Source organism: Streptosporangium sp. NPDC000095, from assembly GCF_042899335.1.
GTDB lineage: Bacteria > Actinomycetota > Actinomycetes > Streptosporangiales > Streptosporangiaceae > Streptosporangium.
Genome location: NZ_JBIAZS010000004.1, coordinates 84,824 through 100,903 on the forward strand (window position 1 = coordinate 84,824; position 16,080 = coordinate 100,903).

At 70.6% G+C, this 16,080-nt stretch carries 16 protein-coding genes; 9 read left to right on the top strand and 7 right to left on the bottom strand.

The window, feature by feature from the left end; translation table 11 throughout:
- Positions 1-440 precede the first annotated feature (440 nt).
- The 7 genes from ACFY3V_RS11215 to ACFY3V_RS11245 all read left to right on the top strand — a co-directional run bounded on the left by ACFY3V_RS11215 (position 441) and on the right by ACFY3V_RS11245 (position 6,402).
- Positions 441-1,763, top strand: coding sequence for a histidine kinase (locus ACFY3V_RS11215; protein ID WP_362897019.1), 1,323 nt, complete (start codon positions 441-443; stop codon positions 1,761-1,763).
- Between the two features lie 37 nt (positions 1,764-1,800).
- Complete coding sequence (locus ACFY3V_RS11220; RefSeq protein WP_389772327.1) at positions 1,801-2,577, top strand: response regulator; 777 nt, start codon at positions 1,801-1,803, stop codon at positions 2,575-2,577.
- Positions 2,578-2,717: 140 nt separating this feature from the next.
- Positions 2,718-2,990 carry a hypothetical protein gene (locus tag ACFY3V_RS11225; protein WP_389772330.1) on the top strand — a complete coding sequence of 91 codons (273 nt, stop codon included), beginning with the start codon at positions 2,718-2,720 and terminating at the stop codon, positions 2,988-2,990.
- A complete protein-coding gene (locus ACFY3V_RS11230) occupies positions 2,987-3,418 on the top strand; it encodes a type II toxin-antitoxin system VapC family toxin (RefSeq protein WP_389772333.1) in 432 nt (143 codons plus the stop codon). The genes ACFY3V_RS11225 and ACFY3V_RS11230 overlap by 4 nt, the downstream gene beginning before the upstream one ends.
- A gap of 247 nt (positions 3,419-3,665) precedes the next feature.
- Entirely contained in the window at positions 3,666-4,406 is a 741-nt protein-coding gene (locus ACFY3V_RS11235; RefSeq protein WP_362897021.1) for an alpha/beta hydrolase, read from the top strand.
- Positions 4,399-5,688 carry an acyltransferase gene (locus ACFY3V_RS11240; protein WP_389772338.1) on the top strand — a complete coding sequence of 430 codons (1,290 nt, stop codon included), beginning with the start codon at positions 4,399-4,401 and terminating at the stop codon, positions 5,686-5,688. The genes ACFY3V_RS11235 and ACFY3V_RS11240 overlap by 8 nt, the downstream gene beginning before the upstream one ends.
- 60 nt (positions 5,689-5,748) lie before the next feature.
- A complete protein-coding gene (locus tag ACFY3V_RS11245) occupies positions 5,749-6,402 on the top strand; it encodes a biliverdin-producing heme oxygenase (protein WP_362897023.1) in 654 nt (217 codons plus the stop codon).
- Between the two features lie 185 nt (positions 6,403-6,587).
- Here ACFY3V_RS11245 and ACFY3V_RS11250 read toward each other — a convergent pair whose 3' ends face one another.
- On the bottom strand, positions 6,588-6,962 hold the full coding sequence (locus tag ACFY3V_RS11250) for a DoxX family protein (protein ID WP_362897024.1): 375 nt from the start codon (positions 6,960-6,962) through the stop codon (positions 6,588-6,590).
- Positions 6,963-7,255: 293 nt separating this feature from the next.
- Between ACFY3V_RS11250 and ACFY3V_RS11255 the strand changes: the two genes are divergently transcribed.
- Positions 7,256-7,885, top strand: a complete 630-nt coding sequence (locus ACFY3V_RS11255; RefSeq protein WP_389772343.1) for a TetR/AcrR family transcriptional regulator — start codon at positions 7,256-7,258, stop codon at positions 7,883-7,885.
- A gap of 74 nt (positions 7,886-7,959) precedes the next feature.
- Here ACFY3V_RS11255 and ACFY3V_RS11260 read toward each other — a convergent pair whose 3' ends face one another.
- The 5 genes from ACFY3V_RS11260 to ACFY3V_RS11280 all read right to left on the bottom strand — a co-directional run bounded on the left by ACFY3V_RS11260 (position 7,960) and on the right by ACFY3V_RS11280 (position 13,253).
- Positions 7,960-8,823: an STM4011 family radical SAM protein gene (locus ACFY3V_RS11260; RefSeq protein ID WP_389772345.1), complete on the bottom strand. Its 864-nt coding sequence runs from the start codon at positions 8,821-8,823 to the stop codon at positions 7,960-7,962.
- Positions 8,824-8,946: 123 nt separating this feature from the next.
- Positions 8,947-10,377, bottom strand: a complete 1,431-nt coding sequence (locus tag ACFY3V_RS11265; protein ID WP_362897027.1) for an STM4012 family radical SAM protein — start codon at positions 10,375-10,377, stop codon at positions 8,947-8,949.
- Positions 10,368-11,174 (bottom strand): STM4013/SEN3800 family hydrolase, encoded by an 807-nt coding sequence (locus ACFY3V_RS11270; RefSeq protein WP_362897160.1) that lies wholly within the window; start codon positions 11,172-11,174, stop codon positions 10,368-10,370. Before ACFY3V_RS11270 ends, ACFY3V_RS11265 begins: the two co-directional genes overlap by 10 nt.
- 1 nt (position 11,175) lies before the next feature.
- Positions 11,176-12,330 (bottom strand): STM4014 family protein, encoded by a 1,155-nt coding sequence (locus ACFY3V_RS11275; protein ID WP_389772349.1) that lies wholly within the window; start codon positions 12,328-12,330, stop codon positions 11,176-11,178.
- Complete coding sequence (locus ACFY3V_RS11280; RefSeq protein WP_389772352.1) at positions 12,303-13,253, bottom strand: STM4015 family protein; 951 nt, start codon at positions 13,251-13,253, stop codon at positions 12,303-12,305. The genes ACFY3V_RS11275 and ACFY3V_RS11280 overlap by 28 nt, the downstream gene beginning before the upstream one ends.
- A gap of 128 nt (positions 13,254-13,381) precedes the next feature.
- Here ACFY3V_RS11280 and ACFY3V_RS11285 point away from each other — a divergent pair, with 128 nt between their 5' ends.
- Positions 13,382-14,809, top strand: a complete 1,428-nt coding sequence (locus ACFY3V_RS11285) for an MFS transporter (protein ID WP_362897032.1) — start codon at positions 13,382-13,384, stop codon at positions 14,807-14,809.
- 18 nt (positions 14,810-14,827) lie between these two features.
- Here ACFY3V_RS11285 and ACFY3V_RS11290 read toward each other — a convergent pair whose 3' ends face one another.
- Positions 14,828-16,057, bottom strand: coding sequence for a cytochrome P450 (locus ACFY3V_RS11290; RefSeq protein WP_362897034.1), 1,230 nt, complete (start codon positions 16,055-16,057; stop codon positions 14,828-14,830).
- Positions 16,058-16,080: the final 23 nt, after the last annotated feature.

Here is a 16,080-nt window from a genome sequence, read left to right on the forward strand (position 1 = left end):
CTGCCGCCATGAGGACGAGAGCCGCGGCCGTCAATCCTCCGGTGACCCAACCGGCCAACCATGTCCTTACTCGCATCGACCTACCTCCCCGTACCGATCAGTCTTTTCCACGAAAATCACCCTCAGGATGGGAATGGTCAACGCCGCGCGACCACCACGCCCGGCTGTCCCTGATGAACGAGGTCGGCCGATGAAACGTTCAGCGAAGACGGGTACCGACGGAGAGCCGGAGAAGGTCCTCAGCCCGCGGTGAGGACACGGGAGCTACCAAGGCAAGGCCACCGCTCCGGGTGGACCGCTCTTCCGAAAGACCCCGGGTGGTTCCTGCGGGTGATGCCGGGGTCTCGCCCCACGGTGGCCGAGTGGCTCCTGCGGGTGATGCCGAGGTCTCACCCCACGGTGGGACGCGGAGTGGGCCCCACCCTGCCTAGGCTGTTCCGGTGATCTCCAGCTCCGCCCGGCGGTTCCTCTCGCGACGTACGTGGCGGGTGCGGGAGATCGCCGTACCGCTGGTCCGCCCGCTCACCGAGGCGCTGGTGACCGGGGTGTCCGACCCGGCCCGTCCTCGGTCGCGCCGCCTCGCTCCCCGGATGCCGGGAGTGCTGGGACTGCTGCCCTTCCGCAGGGTGGACCTGGTCCTGCTGGGTGACCTGCTGCTCGCCTTCCTGTTGTTCAATCTGGCCCTGTCCGACCTCCAGGACCGGGTGGTCGCGACGCGCTCTCCCCTCGATCCCCAGGGGATCGTGTTCGCGGCCCTCGCCTTCTCCCTGCCGCTCGCGCTGCGCGACCGGTGGCCGCTGGCGGCCTGGCGGTCGGCCTTCCTTCTCATCCCGCTGGGAACGGTCGTCTCGCGGCAACTCCTCATCGGCATCCCCTACACCACGTCCACCACGTTCATGTACACGCTCGTGGTCTACGCGGTCGCGGTCCGCTGCGAGCGGCACATCACCATCGGTGTGTGGATCGCCTCGGTCCTGGGCTCCTGGATGATCCATCCCGACTCGGTGACCGTCATCACCGGCATGGTCACGGTGACCGTCCTGTTCGGCCACAACGTGCGCGCCCGGCGGCTGGCCGCCGGACTGCTGGCCAGGGAGGAACGACGCAGCGAGCGCGCCCTCGCGGCCCAGGCCGCCCTTGAGGAACGGGCCAGGATCGCCAGGGAACTCCACGACGTCGTCGCCCACCACATGTCGGTGATCGCCATCCAGGCCGAGGCCGTCCCGATGCAGGCTGCCGGGGACGCGCGGCGCCTGGAGGACGGGCTGAGGGAGATCCGGGCGCTGTCCCTCTCGGCGATGACCGAGATGCGCCGCGTGCTCGGCGTCCTGCGGGAGGGGGACGAGCACGCCGACACCGCGCCGCAGCCGGGCCTCGGCCGCCTGGAGGAACTCGTCGACACCGCGCGCTCCGCCGGGCTCGACGTGACGCTCAAACTGGCCGGCAACCTGATCGAGTTGCCCACGGCGGTGAGTCTGTCCGCCTACCGGATCGCCCAGGAGTCGCTCAGCAACGCCATGCGGCACGCCCCCGGCTCCAACGTCTCGCTGCGCATCGCCCGGTACCGCTCCGAACTGCACGTCAACGTGACGAACAACACCGGGCACCGCTTCCCCCAGAAGCGAGAGGCCAAGGGACATATGGGACACGGCCTGATCGGGATGCGGGAGCGGGTGTCCATGCTCGGCGGGAGGCTCTGGGCCGGTCCGACCGGGACCGGCTTCGCGGTCACCGCCATACTGCCGATCACCGAGGACGCATGACCCCCTCCTCCGAAAACTCCCCGCTCAAGGAGATGCGATGACGATCCGGGTGCTCATCGCCGACGACCAGGGCATGGTACGGACCGGTTTCACCGTGTTCCTGAGCTCACAACCCGACATCGAGGTCGTCGGCGAGGCCGCCAACGGCGCCGAGGCCGTGGCACGGGTGGCCGAGTTGCGGCCCGACGTGGTGCTGATGGACGTGCGCATGCCGGTGATGGACGGCCTCACCGCCACCCGCCACATCCTCACCCCCGGCACCTCTTCTCCTCCCGCCCCTTCCTTACGGGCGAGCTCCGGACTCGCCGCACCCACGCACTCCTCCGTACGGCCGGACTCCCCCGCCTCCCCCGGCCCGCCCGACGATCCCGGCGCGCGTCCTTCCCTGCCGAAGGTGCTGATCCTGACCACGTTCGACCTCGACGACTACGTGTACGAGGCGCTGCGCGCGGGGGCGAGTGGCTTCCTGCTCAAGGACGCCTCCGCGCAACAACTCGCCGAGGCGGTCCGGGTGGTGGCGGCCGGGGAGGCGCTGCTGGCACCCTCGGTGACCCGGCGGCTGATCGCGGAGTTCGCCCGCGTCGGCCCGAGCCGCCCGCGCGGGCGGCTGGACGACATCACCGATCGGGAGACGGAGGTGCTCGCGCTCATCGCGCGTGGCAGGTCCAACCAGGAGATCGCCGAGGAGCTCATGCTCTCGGAACAGACGGTCAAGACCCATGTGGGCCGGATCCTCGCGAAGCTGAACCTGCGCGACCGCGCCCAGGCGATCGTCCACGCCTACGAGACGGGCCTGGTCCGCCCCGGCGAGTGACCCCGGGATCGGTCCGCTGTCCCTGGCCGGGATACGGCGGAAAGCCAAGACACGGCAGGATCAAGAGGGTACGGATCTTCAGGTTCTCGAAGCCTCACCCGAGTATGGACACGTAAACTCCAGGTGAGGGAAGGAGGAGTATGAGCGCGAAGTATGGCATGTCACTTCCTGTTCGTTCGGATGACGCGCACCCGTTGCGGACCATCCGGGAGATCCGCGCGTCATTGCCCGACGACCAGCTCGTCCACTTCGACACAGAGCTCGCCGAAACCGACATCTCCGAGCTGGAATCGATGCTCACCCGCTGGGCCACGCTCGCCAACGACGGCTTTGAGGAGTTCCTTCTCTCGACTCCGTTCGAAGACCTGGACTTCGGGGGCCGCTCCTACGATGAGCGACCGGAGAGCGAGTGATCTACCTCCTCGACACCAACGTGGTGGCCGAGCTCACGACCAGGCCGAAACCCGATCCGAACGTCATCGCCTGGTTCCGAGCGATTCCCGCGCCGAATCTTTACCTGAGCGTCCTCACCATCGCCGAGATCGAAGCAGGCGTCGCGGTCGTCGCCGATCCTCTGCGGAGAGCGCGGTACGAACAGGCGCTGGCCCAGATCCGGATCGACTATCAAGGCCGGATCGCCGTGATCGGCGAACGGGAGGCAGGGGCGTATTTGGCCATCCATAAAGCGCTCAAGAGCGCCGGGACGAGCATCGACCCGCCCGACGCCCTGATCGGTGCGACCGCCATGGCCAATGACTGGACGCTGGCAACCCGCAACACCAAACACCTGGTCCGAACAGGTGCCCGCGTGGAGAACCCGTGGGAGGAACGTCCGGCGTAGGAATTCAAGGTCGGGAAGGCGACGCGACACGCGACCGCCTGACCCGCCGCCCGAGCGTGCGACGTGGGTGCCGGTCAGTGTCATCCCGCTCGAGAGTCGGCTTCCCTTTCGAAGGACCCACTCGGCCCGGGATCGGCCCTCTCGTTCCCGAGGGGGACAGGGAAGGTGACCGCCTCGGGGTGACGCGGGTTAGGGGATGTGATTCCTAGCGTTCTGTCTGGTTCTTCAGACCGGACAGGAGGCTCGCATGTTCCGCCGTACGCTCGCCGTCGTCGCCGCCGCGGCGTTCGCCTACGTGACGGTTCCGCCGCCGGCGGGCGACCGGGTGGTGCGGGTCTACGGCGACCTCGGCACGGCCGAGCACGTCGCGGTCATCGTTCCCGGCACCGACACCACGGCCGCCACCTTCGACGGCGGCCGGGCGAGGCCGTACAGCACACCGGGGGGCGGGGCACGGGCGTTGCTGGCCGAGGCGCGGGCGTTGGATCCGGGGGCGCGGCTCGCGGTGGTCGCCTGGCTCGGTTACGACAGCCCGGCGATGCTCAGCCTGCGCGCGGTGACCGGCGAGGCTGCGGAGCGGGGCGCGGTGGAGTTGCGGCGGTACGTCACCGGAGCGCTCGGGGGGAAACGGGTCAGCCTGCTGTGTCACAGCTACGGATCGGTGGTGTGCGCCGGGGCCGTGCCCGGTTCCGGGGTCGCGGACACGGTCGTGTTCGGCAGCCCTGGGCTGGGCGTCTCGTCGGCCGCCGAACTGGGCGGCACCCGGTTGTGGGCGGGCAGCGGCACCCGCGACTGGATACGTGAGGCGCCCAAGCTCAGGATCGGGCCGCTCGGATTCGGCCCCGACCCCGCCGGCCCGGCCTTCGGCGCCCGCCTGTTCGGTACCGGTTCCGCAGATCACAGCGAGTATCTCCGGCCGGGTGGCGAGTCTCTGCGCAACCTGGCCCTGATCGCGCTCGGCCGGGCCGGCGAGGTGTCCCGTGGCTAGCCTCGCGGCCCGGATCGGGGCGACCACCCCCGAGGGCAGGGATCGTGGGGTGGACGCGCTGCGGGCGCTCGCGATCGTGGGCGTGGTGCTGGGGCACTGGCTGGTGACGGCGTGGGATCGGGGCGCGGCGGGGGCCGTTCACCTGTCCAGCCCGCTCGCCCACCTGCCGGAGTTCACACCGATGTCCTGGGTGTTGCAGACGCTGGCGGTGTTCTTCCTAGTCGGCGGCTACGCGGCGGCCCGCGGCCTCCGCTCGGCGGCCCGCGTCCCGGGGAGCCGCCCCCGAAAGGCGCATGGACCGGTGCCCCCCGAACCGGAGATCCGCAGACCGGAGAACCACGAGATGGAGACCCGCGGACCGGACTCCCCTTCGCACGCTGCGGGTCCCGTGGCGGCGCGCGGTCCACGTCGGGGGACGGCGAGCGGTGCGTACCCGTCGGGGATCTGGGTGCGGGCCCGGATGGGAAGACTGCTGGGGCCGGTGGTGCCGCTGGCCCTGGTCTGGGCGGGGATCGCGGTGGGGATGGCGCTGCGCGGGTCCTCGGCGGGAACGATCAGGGTGATGGTGCTCCCGGCGATCGGGCCGCTGTGGTTCCTCGCCGTCTTCGCCGTGCTGACCGCGGCCACCCCGCTTCTCCTGCGCGCGCATCCGGTCGTCATCGCCGCCGTGGCGTTCGCGGTCGTGCTCGGGGTGGACCTGGCCAGGTTCCGGTTCGGCGCCCCGGCCTGGACGGGATGGGCGAACCTGACTGCCGGGTGGCTGGTGCCGTACGCGCTGGGGATCGCCTGGGCGAGCGGGCTGCTCGCCTCGCGGCGGGTGGCCGCGGCGCTGCTGATCGGCGGCGTGGCCGGGGCCGCGCTGCTGGTCGGCGCGTTCGGGTATCCGGCGAGCATGGTGGGCGTGACCGGGGACGCGGCCTCCAACCTCAGCCCGCCCAGCCTGGCCGTGGTCTGCTTCGGACTCGCCCAGGTGGGGGTGGCGCTGCTCGTACGCGCGCCGCTGGCCCGGTTGATGCGGCGCCCCCGGTTGTGGGCGGTGGTCGCGTTGGCGAACCTGTCGGCGATGACGCTTTTCCTGTGGCATCAGAGCGCGGTGAGCGCGATCGCCGTCGCCGCCCTGCGTTTCGGCGACGTACCCGGCCTGCTGGCCACGCCCGACGAGCCTGTCTGGTTGCTGCATCGGCTGGCCTGGATACCGGTGTTCGCGGCCGTTCTCGCGCTCGCCTGCCTTCCCGGATCAACTCGGGGGCGATTTAATGACAGGGTGTCGTCATCGGCTTGACGATGTGGCGCGATTTTTGTGACACTGTGTCATGAAAGTGTCCCTCGTCGCGGAGTGATCATGAGCGATTCGCCCTTCTCCGAAGTTCTCAGGAACGCCACCTGGGGTGACCACGAATCCGCCGAGGACGAGAGCTACCTCAAGGCCCTGATGGCGGGCCGCCTCAGCCCCGAGGCGTACGGTGAGATGGTCGCCCAGCACTACTTCGCCTACGTCGCCCTGGACGGCGCCTCGCGTTCGCTCGCCGAGGACCCCGTCGCGGCACCGTTCGTCCTCCCCGAGCTCTACCGGGAGGAGGCCCTGGTCCGCGACCTGGAGACGATCTACGGATCCGGCTGGCGCTCCAGGATCGAGCCCTCCAAGCCGACCCTCACCCTGGTCGCCCGGATCAACCAGGTCGCCACCTGGCCCGCCGGCTACATCGCCCACCACTACACCCGCTACATGGGCGACCTGTCCGGCGGACAGTTCATCCGGATGGAGCTGCAGAAGATCTACGGCTACCAGCCGGGGGGCGGCGTCGACTTCTACCTGTTCGACGAGATCGGCAGCCTGCCCCGGTTCAAGAACGAGTATCGGGCCCGGCTGGACGCGCTGCCTCTGGACGAGGCGGAGAAGCAGCGTCTGATCCGCGAGACCAAGCTCGCCTACCTGCTCAACACCGAGGTCCTGAGCGAGCTCGGCCGGGTGGCCAGGGCAGAGGTCGCCGCCTGAACCCGGTCCCTCCACGACATGGGTGAACGCTCCGGCACAGGTGTATCCGTGCCGGAGCGTTTCGCGGGTCGATGACCAGCTGATACCTGCTCTTGCCTGGAGTACGGATGTCCTCGCGCCGGAGCGTTCACCCGTCCGGCGTCAATCCTCCGGTCCCGGAGAAAGCCCCGAGGGGCCTACGGCACTCAGAAGGCGTACGGCCCGAAACGTCCCCAGGCCACGAAGCCGGCCAGCAGGAGAAGGATCACGTTCATCACAAGCGCCGAATACTCCTTGCGCCTGACGTGCACGACGATGGCGCCGATCATCGTGATCACCAGGCCGGCGGCGGCGAGCGGGGTCAGCACGGGCAGGATGCCGGAGACGGCGGGCAGGACCAGCCCGATCCCGGCCAGCACCTCAAGAACGCCGATGCCCTTGATCTGAGCGGCGGAGAAATCCTCCACCCATCCCCCCAGTTTGGGGATGAGTTCCTCGCGCGGCTGGGTGGCCTTGGTGAGACCCGCGATGAGGAACATCCCGGCGAGCAGGATCTGCACGGCCCAGAGGGCAATATTCATGAGGAACTCCGAAAACAGGTAAAGGCACGGCTTCGTTCGCCGCCACCGTAGCGCGGGCGCTGAAGGCGCCCGACCGGGGATCGGCCCAACCCTCGACGCCCGCCGCGCCTACCACGCCGGCCCCACGTTCCCGCCCACTCCCGCCCTGCTCCACGGGGTTCCGATTCCGCCCCTGCCAGAAGGCGGGGTCTCCTCGGAGATATTCGATGACCCGTGTCTCGCCATGGACCCGGGCAACGCCCGACCCCGAAACGACCTGACAGCCCGGGACGGCATTGTGCGACCATGGGGCCATGCCCCGGATTTCGGCCGCGACTATCGGCGAGCACCGCGCCCAGACTCAGGATCGCATCCTGCGGGCCGTCTCGCGTCTCTCGCGTGACCAGGGCATCGACGCCATCTCCATGACCGACGTGGCGAGCGAGGCCGAGATCACCCGCACCGTGCTGTACAACTACTTCCCGGACAAGGCCGCGCTGCTGCTCGCCTTCACCGAGCGGGTGACGCACTACTTCATCGACAGCTACGAGCGGGAACTGCCCGACCGGGCCTCACCCGCCGAGCGCCTGCGGGTCTTCGTCAGGCTCCAGCTCGACGGGTTGCTCGCCCACCCGCACCCCGGCCCCGCCGACCTGTCCGCGGCGCTCGGCCCCGACGCCTACCAGCGCCTGGCCGACCACGTCGAGCCGATGCAGCGCATCCTGACGGGCATCATCGAGAGCGGCGTGTCATCGGGTGACTTCCAGGCCCCCGACGTGGCCGCCGCCGCCCGGATCATCCTCGCCGTCATCGGCGCCGAGCGGGTCCCGCTGCTCAGCGGTGAGGTGACGCCCGAGGAGGCCGAGAGGATCGTCTCGGGTTTCGTGCTCCGCGGCCTCGGTTGCCCGAGCGCCCCCGCCCCCGAGCCCGAGGACGGTATCTGAGCCGCGGAGTCCCCGGGCTCCCCGGGCTCCCCGGAACGGTATCCGAGCTTCCCGGAGTCGGCCGGACCCTCCGCTCAGCCCGGCGGCAGGAGGGCGGGAATGCGCTCAAGGACTCCCCCGGCGAAGACGTCGTACAGGCCGGTCGTCTCCAGGTGCACGTAGCCGATGTGGCAGTCGCACACCGCCACCGGGCACGCCGCGGCCCTCGGGGCGAACGTGCCGTCGTAGAGGTTGCCGAGCACGGCCGGGACGAAGTGGCAGCGCCGCACGGTGCCGTCGCCGTCGACGGAGATCACGCTGTCTCCGGTACGGCAGGGCAGGCCAGCGCTCCGGTGCGGGGTCCTGCTGTGCTGGAACAGCGGGTCGATCTCCGTCCAGGCGTCCGCCTCGTCGTCGGTGTAGACGGTGCCCTCCGCGGCGTTCACCCAGAGGTACACCTCCGGCGGCAGGTCGGCCCGGAGGCGGCGAGCCTGGCCGAGGTGCTCGGGCAGGCCGACGACGCCGACGCTGAAGCGGACCCCCCGCTCGAGGAGGTCACGGCAGCGGCCGAGGAAACGCTGGTAGGTGACCTGTCCGGGGTGGTAGGTGACCCAGAGGGCGAGCGTGTCCAGGTCGGCCTCGGCCAGCCAGCCGGACCGGCAGCTGAAGTTGGTCTGGATGGCGACCCGCCGCACGTGGGGAAGGTGGCTCAGCTCGACCATCGCCCGGCGGTACCACGAGCGGACCAGGCCCTCGCCCCAGGGGGTGAACAGCACCGAGACCGGATGGTCTCGCCCGGCCACCCACGCGGTGAAGCGCTCCAACGCCACCCGGTCCCGGCTCAGCTGCTCCGGGTTGTCACGCCGCTTGGCGAACGGGCAGTAGGGGCAGTCGTAGTCGCAGCTCGCCAGCGGCCCCCGGTAGAGGATCGTCAACTCACCCTGCGACCGGCCGGGCATCGCTGGACGGTCGCGCTCCCGGTCGAGGATCGTCAGATGATCGCGCTTCCGGCCGCCGACGCGTGTCTCCCCCGCGCCTTCACGCGATGCGCTCGATTCGCCCGGCTGTGTCCTCATCAGTCATCACCGATTCTCGTATCGGGCCATCAGCGCGCGGACCCTGCCGGAGAACAGGGCGGGGCCGATCGCGTCGGAGTGGGCCAGGCCCTCCGCGGTGAGCCGGAGCCATCCGGGCCCGGCACCCCCGGGCGGCGGGGCGTCGCGCTCCAGCAGGCCCAGCTCCGCCAGACGCTCCAACTCCTCGCCGAAGTGGGTCTCCACCTCGGCACCGAAGCGGTCTCGGTAGACGGCGCGATCGAGACCCTCCGCCTGGAGGAGCGACTGGATGAGGTGGCGGCGACGGCGATCGTCGTCGTCCAGCCGGAATCCCACGTTGGCGACCGCGAACTCCTCCGGGGCGAGACGCACGTAGTCGTCGATGATCGCACGCACCTGACCGGCGCCGACCGCGTACTCGTAGGAGTAGTGCAGGCCGGAGGTGTAGGAGCGGGCGCCGCAGCCGAGGCCGACCATGCCGTCGCTCTGGCAGGTGTATTCGGCCGGGCCGGCTCGTCCCGGCAGCCGGAACATCCGCATCGAGACCTGCTCGTACCCGGCGGCGAGCAGGTGGTCGCGGCCCTGACGGTAGAGGGTGAGGCGGTGGTCGTCCCAGTCGCGGGCGCGGCGCCCTAGGCCGGTGAGCGGGCGGACGTACAGGGGGTAGAGGTAGATCTCCTCCGGCTTCCAGGCGAGCGCGGCGTCCAGTGAGTAACGCCAGGACTCCTCCGTCTGCCCGTCGATGCCGTAGATCAGGTCGATGTTGAGCGCCTCGAACCCGGCCTCGCGAATCCGGCCGAGCGCCGTCTCGACCTCCCGCCGCCGCTGTGGCCGCACCGCCGCGCGCGCCTCGGCGTCGATGAAGCTCTGCACGCCGATCGAGACACGGGTCGCCCCCCGCTCGGCGAGGACGGCGAGCCGCTCGGCCGTCGCGGTCGCCGGGGAGGTCTCCACCGACATCGGGACGGCCCGCAGGTCGGCGCCCATGATCCGCTCGGTGAGGTCGAACATCCGGGTGAGCTCGGCGGCACTCAGGTAGGTCGGCGTGCCGCCGCCGACGGCGGCCGCCGTGAAGCGGGGATCGTCCAGCGCGTCCCGTACGGCGCCCGCCTGGCGTTCCAGCGCGTCGAGGTAGGCGGCGACGAGCTCCTCGGGGGCACCGGTCCTGGTGAACAGGTTGCAGAATCCGCAACGCATCTCGCAGAACGGGATGTGCAGGTAGAGGAAGAGGCGCCCGGTGGGCTCACCCGCCCACACCTCCGCCAGCGACGGCCGCGGCTCCAGCGGCCGGTAGGCCGTCTTGTGCGGGTACGCGTAGACGTAGCCCTGGTACGGTCCCGCGCCGGTGGACGGGGACGAGGGCCGGGGCGACGCCGAGGGCACAGGAAGCAGGGGGAGCACAGTCCGTCCGCCGTCCGCCGTCTCCGGCACCCGGCCGGAATCCGGAGTCACCGCCATCGCCCCCGCTCCATCGTGAACTCCCCGTAGGGCACGGTCCAGACGACCTCGTGGCCGATCCGGTGCCCGATATATCCGTCTTCACCGTAAGCGGTGCCGTGATCGGAACAGACGATCGCGAACCCCGGCCGCCGCTCGCTCATCAGCGCGAACAGCCTGCCGATGTGCCGGTCGACGTATTCGAGGGCGGCGGCGTGGCTTTCGCGGCTGTCGCCGTGCTCGCGGGTGCCCCCCGGCAGGTGGAACCAGTTGGGCTGGTGCAGCGCCGAGACGTTGACGAACAGGAAAACCGGCCGGGCGGCTCCCGCCACCGCCCGCTCCGCGCGGGCGATCTGCGCCTCGAACGAGGCGGGCGCGGTGACCCCGAACCCCGGCTCCCAGTGGCTCTCGGCGAACATCCCCGGCAGTGCGGACCCGAGCGGTGTCAGCTTGTTGAAGAACCCGACTCCCCCGACGCAGACCGTGTGATATCCCGCCTTCGCCAGTCCTGAAGGCAGGTCGGGGGCGTCGAACACCCAGGTGCCGGGGGTCGTGGTCTCGCTGCCGGGGAACGCGGCGGCGAACGGGCGCGGATGCGGTCCCGGCTCGGCGGGGGTCGGCAGGAAACCGGCGAGGATCGCGGCGTGCGCGGCGTAGGTGAAGCTGCCGGGGCTGTGCCGGCGCTCCCAGCGCCCGCCGGGAAGCGCCCGCGCCAGGGTGGGCAGCCGCCCGGCCGCCATCAGCTCCTCCGCCACGTCGTATCGGAGGGTGTCGAGCGTGACCAGCAGCAGGTCGTGGCTGCCCACGATCTCGTTCATGTCACGCACCGGGCCCCCTTCCCCCGCTCCCCACCGGAACTCTCGCTCTCCCGATCGGGGCGTGCCTGGCGAGAATCGCGCGGACCTGGGCGCCGTAGGTGTCGAGCCCCTCGGCTCCGCCACCCGGCAGCCCCTCCAGCCCGGGAAGCAGGTCTCCAAACGCGTTCACCTCGGCCACCGCGAACTCCCGCCAGTCGACCCCGATCATCAGGTCGACCCCGACGGCGAGGCTCCCTGGGAAGCGGGCCGCCGTCCGCGCGCATATCTCCAGGACCGTCTCCCACCCCCGAGGGCCGAGAGCGGCCTCGACGGCGCCCAGATCACCCCGTATGCCGCCGAGGTGGAGGTTCGTCATCGGGCTGCGGCTCGCGCGGACGACCGCGTGGGTGGGCGTGCCGTCCACGACGACCACCCTCAGGTCGATCGCGCGCCCTTCTAGGCTCGCCTTGGGAAACCAGCGCTCGACGTGCAGGCCGTCGGTGGCCAGCAGGTCGACGATCGCCGCCACCTCGGCCTCCTCCTCGTAACACCTGACCCGCAGCGAGTTACGCAGCCCTCCGGAGACCCGCTCCGCCGAGGTCACCGCCCTCACCCGGCGCCCCCACGCGTGCAGGGCGACGACGCCGGAGGCCGACGAGCCGTGGGCCGGTTTGACGAACACCCGGCCCCAGCGGGCCTCGCCCATCCGCTCGCGCAACTCGGCGTAGCCGCCGACCGGCCCGGAGAGTGCCGGAGGCACCGGCATCCCGGCCTCCGACAGCCTGGCGTGACAGCGCCGCTTGTCGAACATCACCGAGACGTCCTCCACGTCGGCGAGCAGCACGGCTCCCGGCGTCGCGGCCACCGCCCGAAGGACCCTGGTGATCCCGGCGACGAACCCGGCGTACCAGCGGGCGCCCCCGCCGACCCTGGACGGCTCGCCGGGACCGCGCAGCAGCGCGTCCGCCTCGGCGTCCTCCCCTGGCGAGTCGATCCTCACGAGCGCCTCGGGTGCGATCCGGATCTCCTCGCCGCGCAGCACGGACGTCCACGGCACGACGGCGGGCTCCTTCAGCCCCTGCCGGGCGCAGGCGTCGGCGAACATGGTCACCCGCCGGTCACCCGGCGTGCCGACGACGGCGAGCGCCCTCACTCGGCGACCGCGACGTAGCGCCACTCGTCGTCGGGCTCCTGCTGGTCGGACACATCGAGATGAATGCCGGAGAACGCCGCGGTGAGGCGCTCGACCATGGCGTCGGTGAGGTAGTGGTGGTGCAGGTCCAGGCGCTTGAGGTGGGTGAGGGAGACCCCGGAGAGCAGGGCCTCGGCGCCCACGTCGGTGAGCACCCCCATCGACAGGGAGAGCGACTCCAGCCGGGCCACAACGGGGGCGGAGGCGACGAGAGCCGCGACCTCGTCCTGGATCTCGCTGTCCTGCAGCCCCAGGTGCCTGAGGGCGGGCAGTCGCTCACCGGACAGGATGTTCTCCAGGTCGGCCCCGGTGGTCTCACCGCCGTACTCACTCGTGCCGAGCCAGAGTTCCAGGTATTCGAGCGCGGGGAACTCGCTCATGCCGACCGCCCTGACCACGGAGGCGGGCAGCCCGCCGGTCTCGAAGCGCAGTATCTTGAGGTGCTCGTGCCTGACCGGCCGCAACTCCAGCCCCGTCCCGCCCCGGACCTCCAGCCGCTCCAGCAGCGGGAAGGACTCCAGCAGCGGGGTGACGTCGCTCTGCTGGATCCAGGAGATCTCGCACTCCTCCTGCGGCATCGCGGCGAAGAAGAGCGAGCGCAAGGCGGGGAAACGCTCCGCGTTCTCCGCCAGCAGCCGGATGGGCTCCGAGGCGTCCTTTTCGTAGGCGTCGGCCCAGCCACCGATGATGAGCGCCCTCACCTCGGTGGTGTCGACGGTCTCGGTGAAGCGCGCGAAGTGCTCCTCGAAGGTCTCCTTGGCGTCGTAGACGCGGACCGAGACACGCCACGCGGCCTCCCCCGCGGCAGGCATGGGCGCGCCCGGGGGGCGCAGGCCCACGATGGGCAGGCCCGCGTAGTCTCCTCGGTAAAGACCGTCGACGTCGTCGTTGAACTCGCTGTAGTCCATCGGAGGCTCCCCGTCAGGCTCGGCTGTGACAAGGACCGTCCTATCAGAGGCGCGCGACACTTCGGACCTCGCTCCCGGGGTCGAGGACGCGGTCGGACAGGTGGGAAAGGTCGGCGATGATGAGCGGCATGGACAACGGTCACATTCGCTTCACCTCGGCGACGGGTCGCTGGGTCCTCCTGACCACCGTACTCGGCTCCGGCATGGCCATGCTGGACGGCACGGTCGTCAACGTGGCCCTGCCCGCCCTCGGCGCCGATCTCGGCGCCGACATGGCGGGCCTGCAGTGGACGGTCAACGCCTACACCCTCACACTGGCGGGCCTGATCCTGCTGGGCGGATCGCTCGGCGACCGGTACGGCAGGCGCAAGGTCTTCCTGATCGGCGTCGTCTGGTTCGCCCTCGCCTCCGCCCTGTGCGGCCTCGCGCCCAACGTGGAGACGCTGATCGCCGCCCGTGCCCTGCAGGGCGCCGGCGGGGCACTGCTCACCCCGGGATCCCTCGCCATCATCCAGGCGTCCTTCGACCGCGACGACCGGCCCAGGGCGATCGGAGCGTGGTCGGGCCTGGGCGGGGTGGCCGCGGCCATCGGCCCGCTGCTGGGCGGCTGGCTGGTGGAGACGGCCGGGTGGCGCTGGGTGTTCCTGATCAACCTGCCGCTCGCGGTCCTCGTCGTGGCGGTCGCCCTACGGCACGTCCCCGAGAGCAGAAACCCCTCTGCCACCGGAAGGTTCGACGTCCTGGGCGCGGCGCTCGCGGCGTTCGCGCTCGCCGGGATCACCTACGGCCTGATCGACCTCGCGATCGTCCCGATCGCGGTGGGCGTGCTGCTGGGCGCGGCATTCGTCTGGCTGGAGATCAGGCGCTCGCCCGAGGCGCTCGTACCGGTCGAGGTCTTCTCCTCAAAGGTGTTCAGCGCGGTCAACGTCGTCACCTTCATCATGTACGCCGCGATGGGCGTGGTGTTCTTCCTCCTCGTCGTCCAGTTGCAGGTGTCGGCGGGCTTCTCCCCGCTGGTGGCCGGGACCGCGATGATCCCGGTGACGATCCTGATGCTGCTGCTGTCGGCGCGCGCGGGTGAGCTGGCCAGGCGCCTGGGGCCCCGGCTGCCGATGACGACCGGCATCCTGGTCTGCGCCGGCGCCCTGCTGCTGATGTCGCGGATCGGCCCCGGCTCGTCGTACGTGGTGGACGTGCTGCTTCCGGCGACCCTGTTCGGGCTGGGCCTGTCGGCCGCGGTCGCGCCGCTCACCGCGACGGTGCTCGCCACCGCCGCCGAACGCCACGCGGGGGTGGCGAGCGGGGTGAACAACGCCGTCGCCAGGACCGGCGGGCTGCTCGCGGTGGCCGCGATCCCCCCGCTCGCCGGGCTGACCGGCGACGCCTTCGCCTCCCCCGTGATCTTCACCTCGGGATTCCACACCACGATGCTGGTGAGCGCGGTGATGATGGGATTCGCGGCGCTGATCACCTTCCTCACCATCAGGGAGAACGTCCTCGTCCCGGACGAGCCGAAGCTGAGCTGCCCGGTGACGACCCCCCAGCCCGGCAAGTGACCGTGACTCAGGAGGGCCTCAGAAGGTGAACGCCTGGCTGCGGACGCTGTTGTCGAAGTTGGACACCAGCAGCTCGGGCTCGCCGACCGAGCGGATCTCCGGCAGCCGGGTGAACAGCTCGCGGAACATCGCCCTGATCTCCTGCCTGGCGAGGTTCGCGCCCAGGCAGAAGTGCGGCCCCGGACCGCCGAAGCCCACGTGGGGCTTGGTGTCACGGGTGATGTCGAACCGGTCGGCGTCGGGGAAGACCGTCTCGTCGCGGTTCGCCGAACCGTAGAAGAGCACGACCTTGTCACCGGCCTTCAGGTGCAGGCCGCGCAGGTCGTAGTCCTCGGTGACGGTGCGGCGGAACTGCATGATGGGTGAGACGTAACGGACCATCTCCTCGATCGCGCCGCCGATGTGGGCGTCGAAGTCGTCCGCCAGCAGGCGCCGCTGCTCGGGGTTGTCGGTCAGCAGCTTGATGCCGTGCGCCATGGTGTTGCGGGCCGTCTCGTTGCCCGCCACGAGCAGCAGCGTGAAGAACGATCCCAGCTCGCGGTCGGTCAGCCTCTCACCGTCGACGTTCGCGGTGACGAGCGCCGAGACGAGGTCGCCGCGCGGCGTCTGGGCACGCTCCTTGCCCAGGTTGATCACCAGCCGCTGCAGGGCGAGCAGCGCGAGCGTGTTCTGGGCGGCCATCCTCACGGTGTGCGCCAGGCTGGGCCGCACGCCGGAGTAGGCGGTGGAGATGTCGACGTGCTGGTGGACCTTGGCCCGCACGTCGTCGGGGACGCCCATCATGTCGCAGATGACGTGGATGGGAAGCTTGGCGGCCACCTGACCGACGAAGTCACCGGGTCCTGCGGCCGTCACGTCGTCGACGATGCGCGCGCACGCGGCGTCGATGTCGCCCTGCAGACCGGCCAGCATCTTCGGGCTGAACGCGCGGGAGACGATGCGGCGCAGCCTGGCGTGCCTGGGGTCGTCCATGTTGACCATGGACTCGCCGAACACGTGCTTGACCCAGCCGGGCGGCTCGGGGCTGGTCACGCCGGGCTCGCTGGAGAACACCTTGGCGTTGCGGCTCGCCTCCACCACGTCGGCGTGGCGGACCAGTGCGTAGAAACCCTTGCCCGAGCGGAGCAGCGGGACCCGCTTCTCCTCGAAGAAAACCGGCTTGTCGAGATCCCGAAGCCGCGCGAACGCCTCATGCCGCTCCTTGAGCGGCCGCCGCCAGAATCCCAGGTCGGCCAGGTCGATTTCCATGGCGTCAATCCTGGCATGTTCTT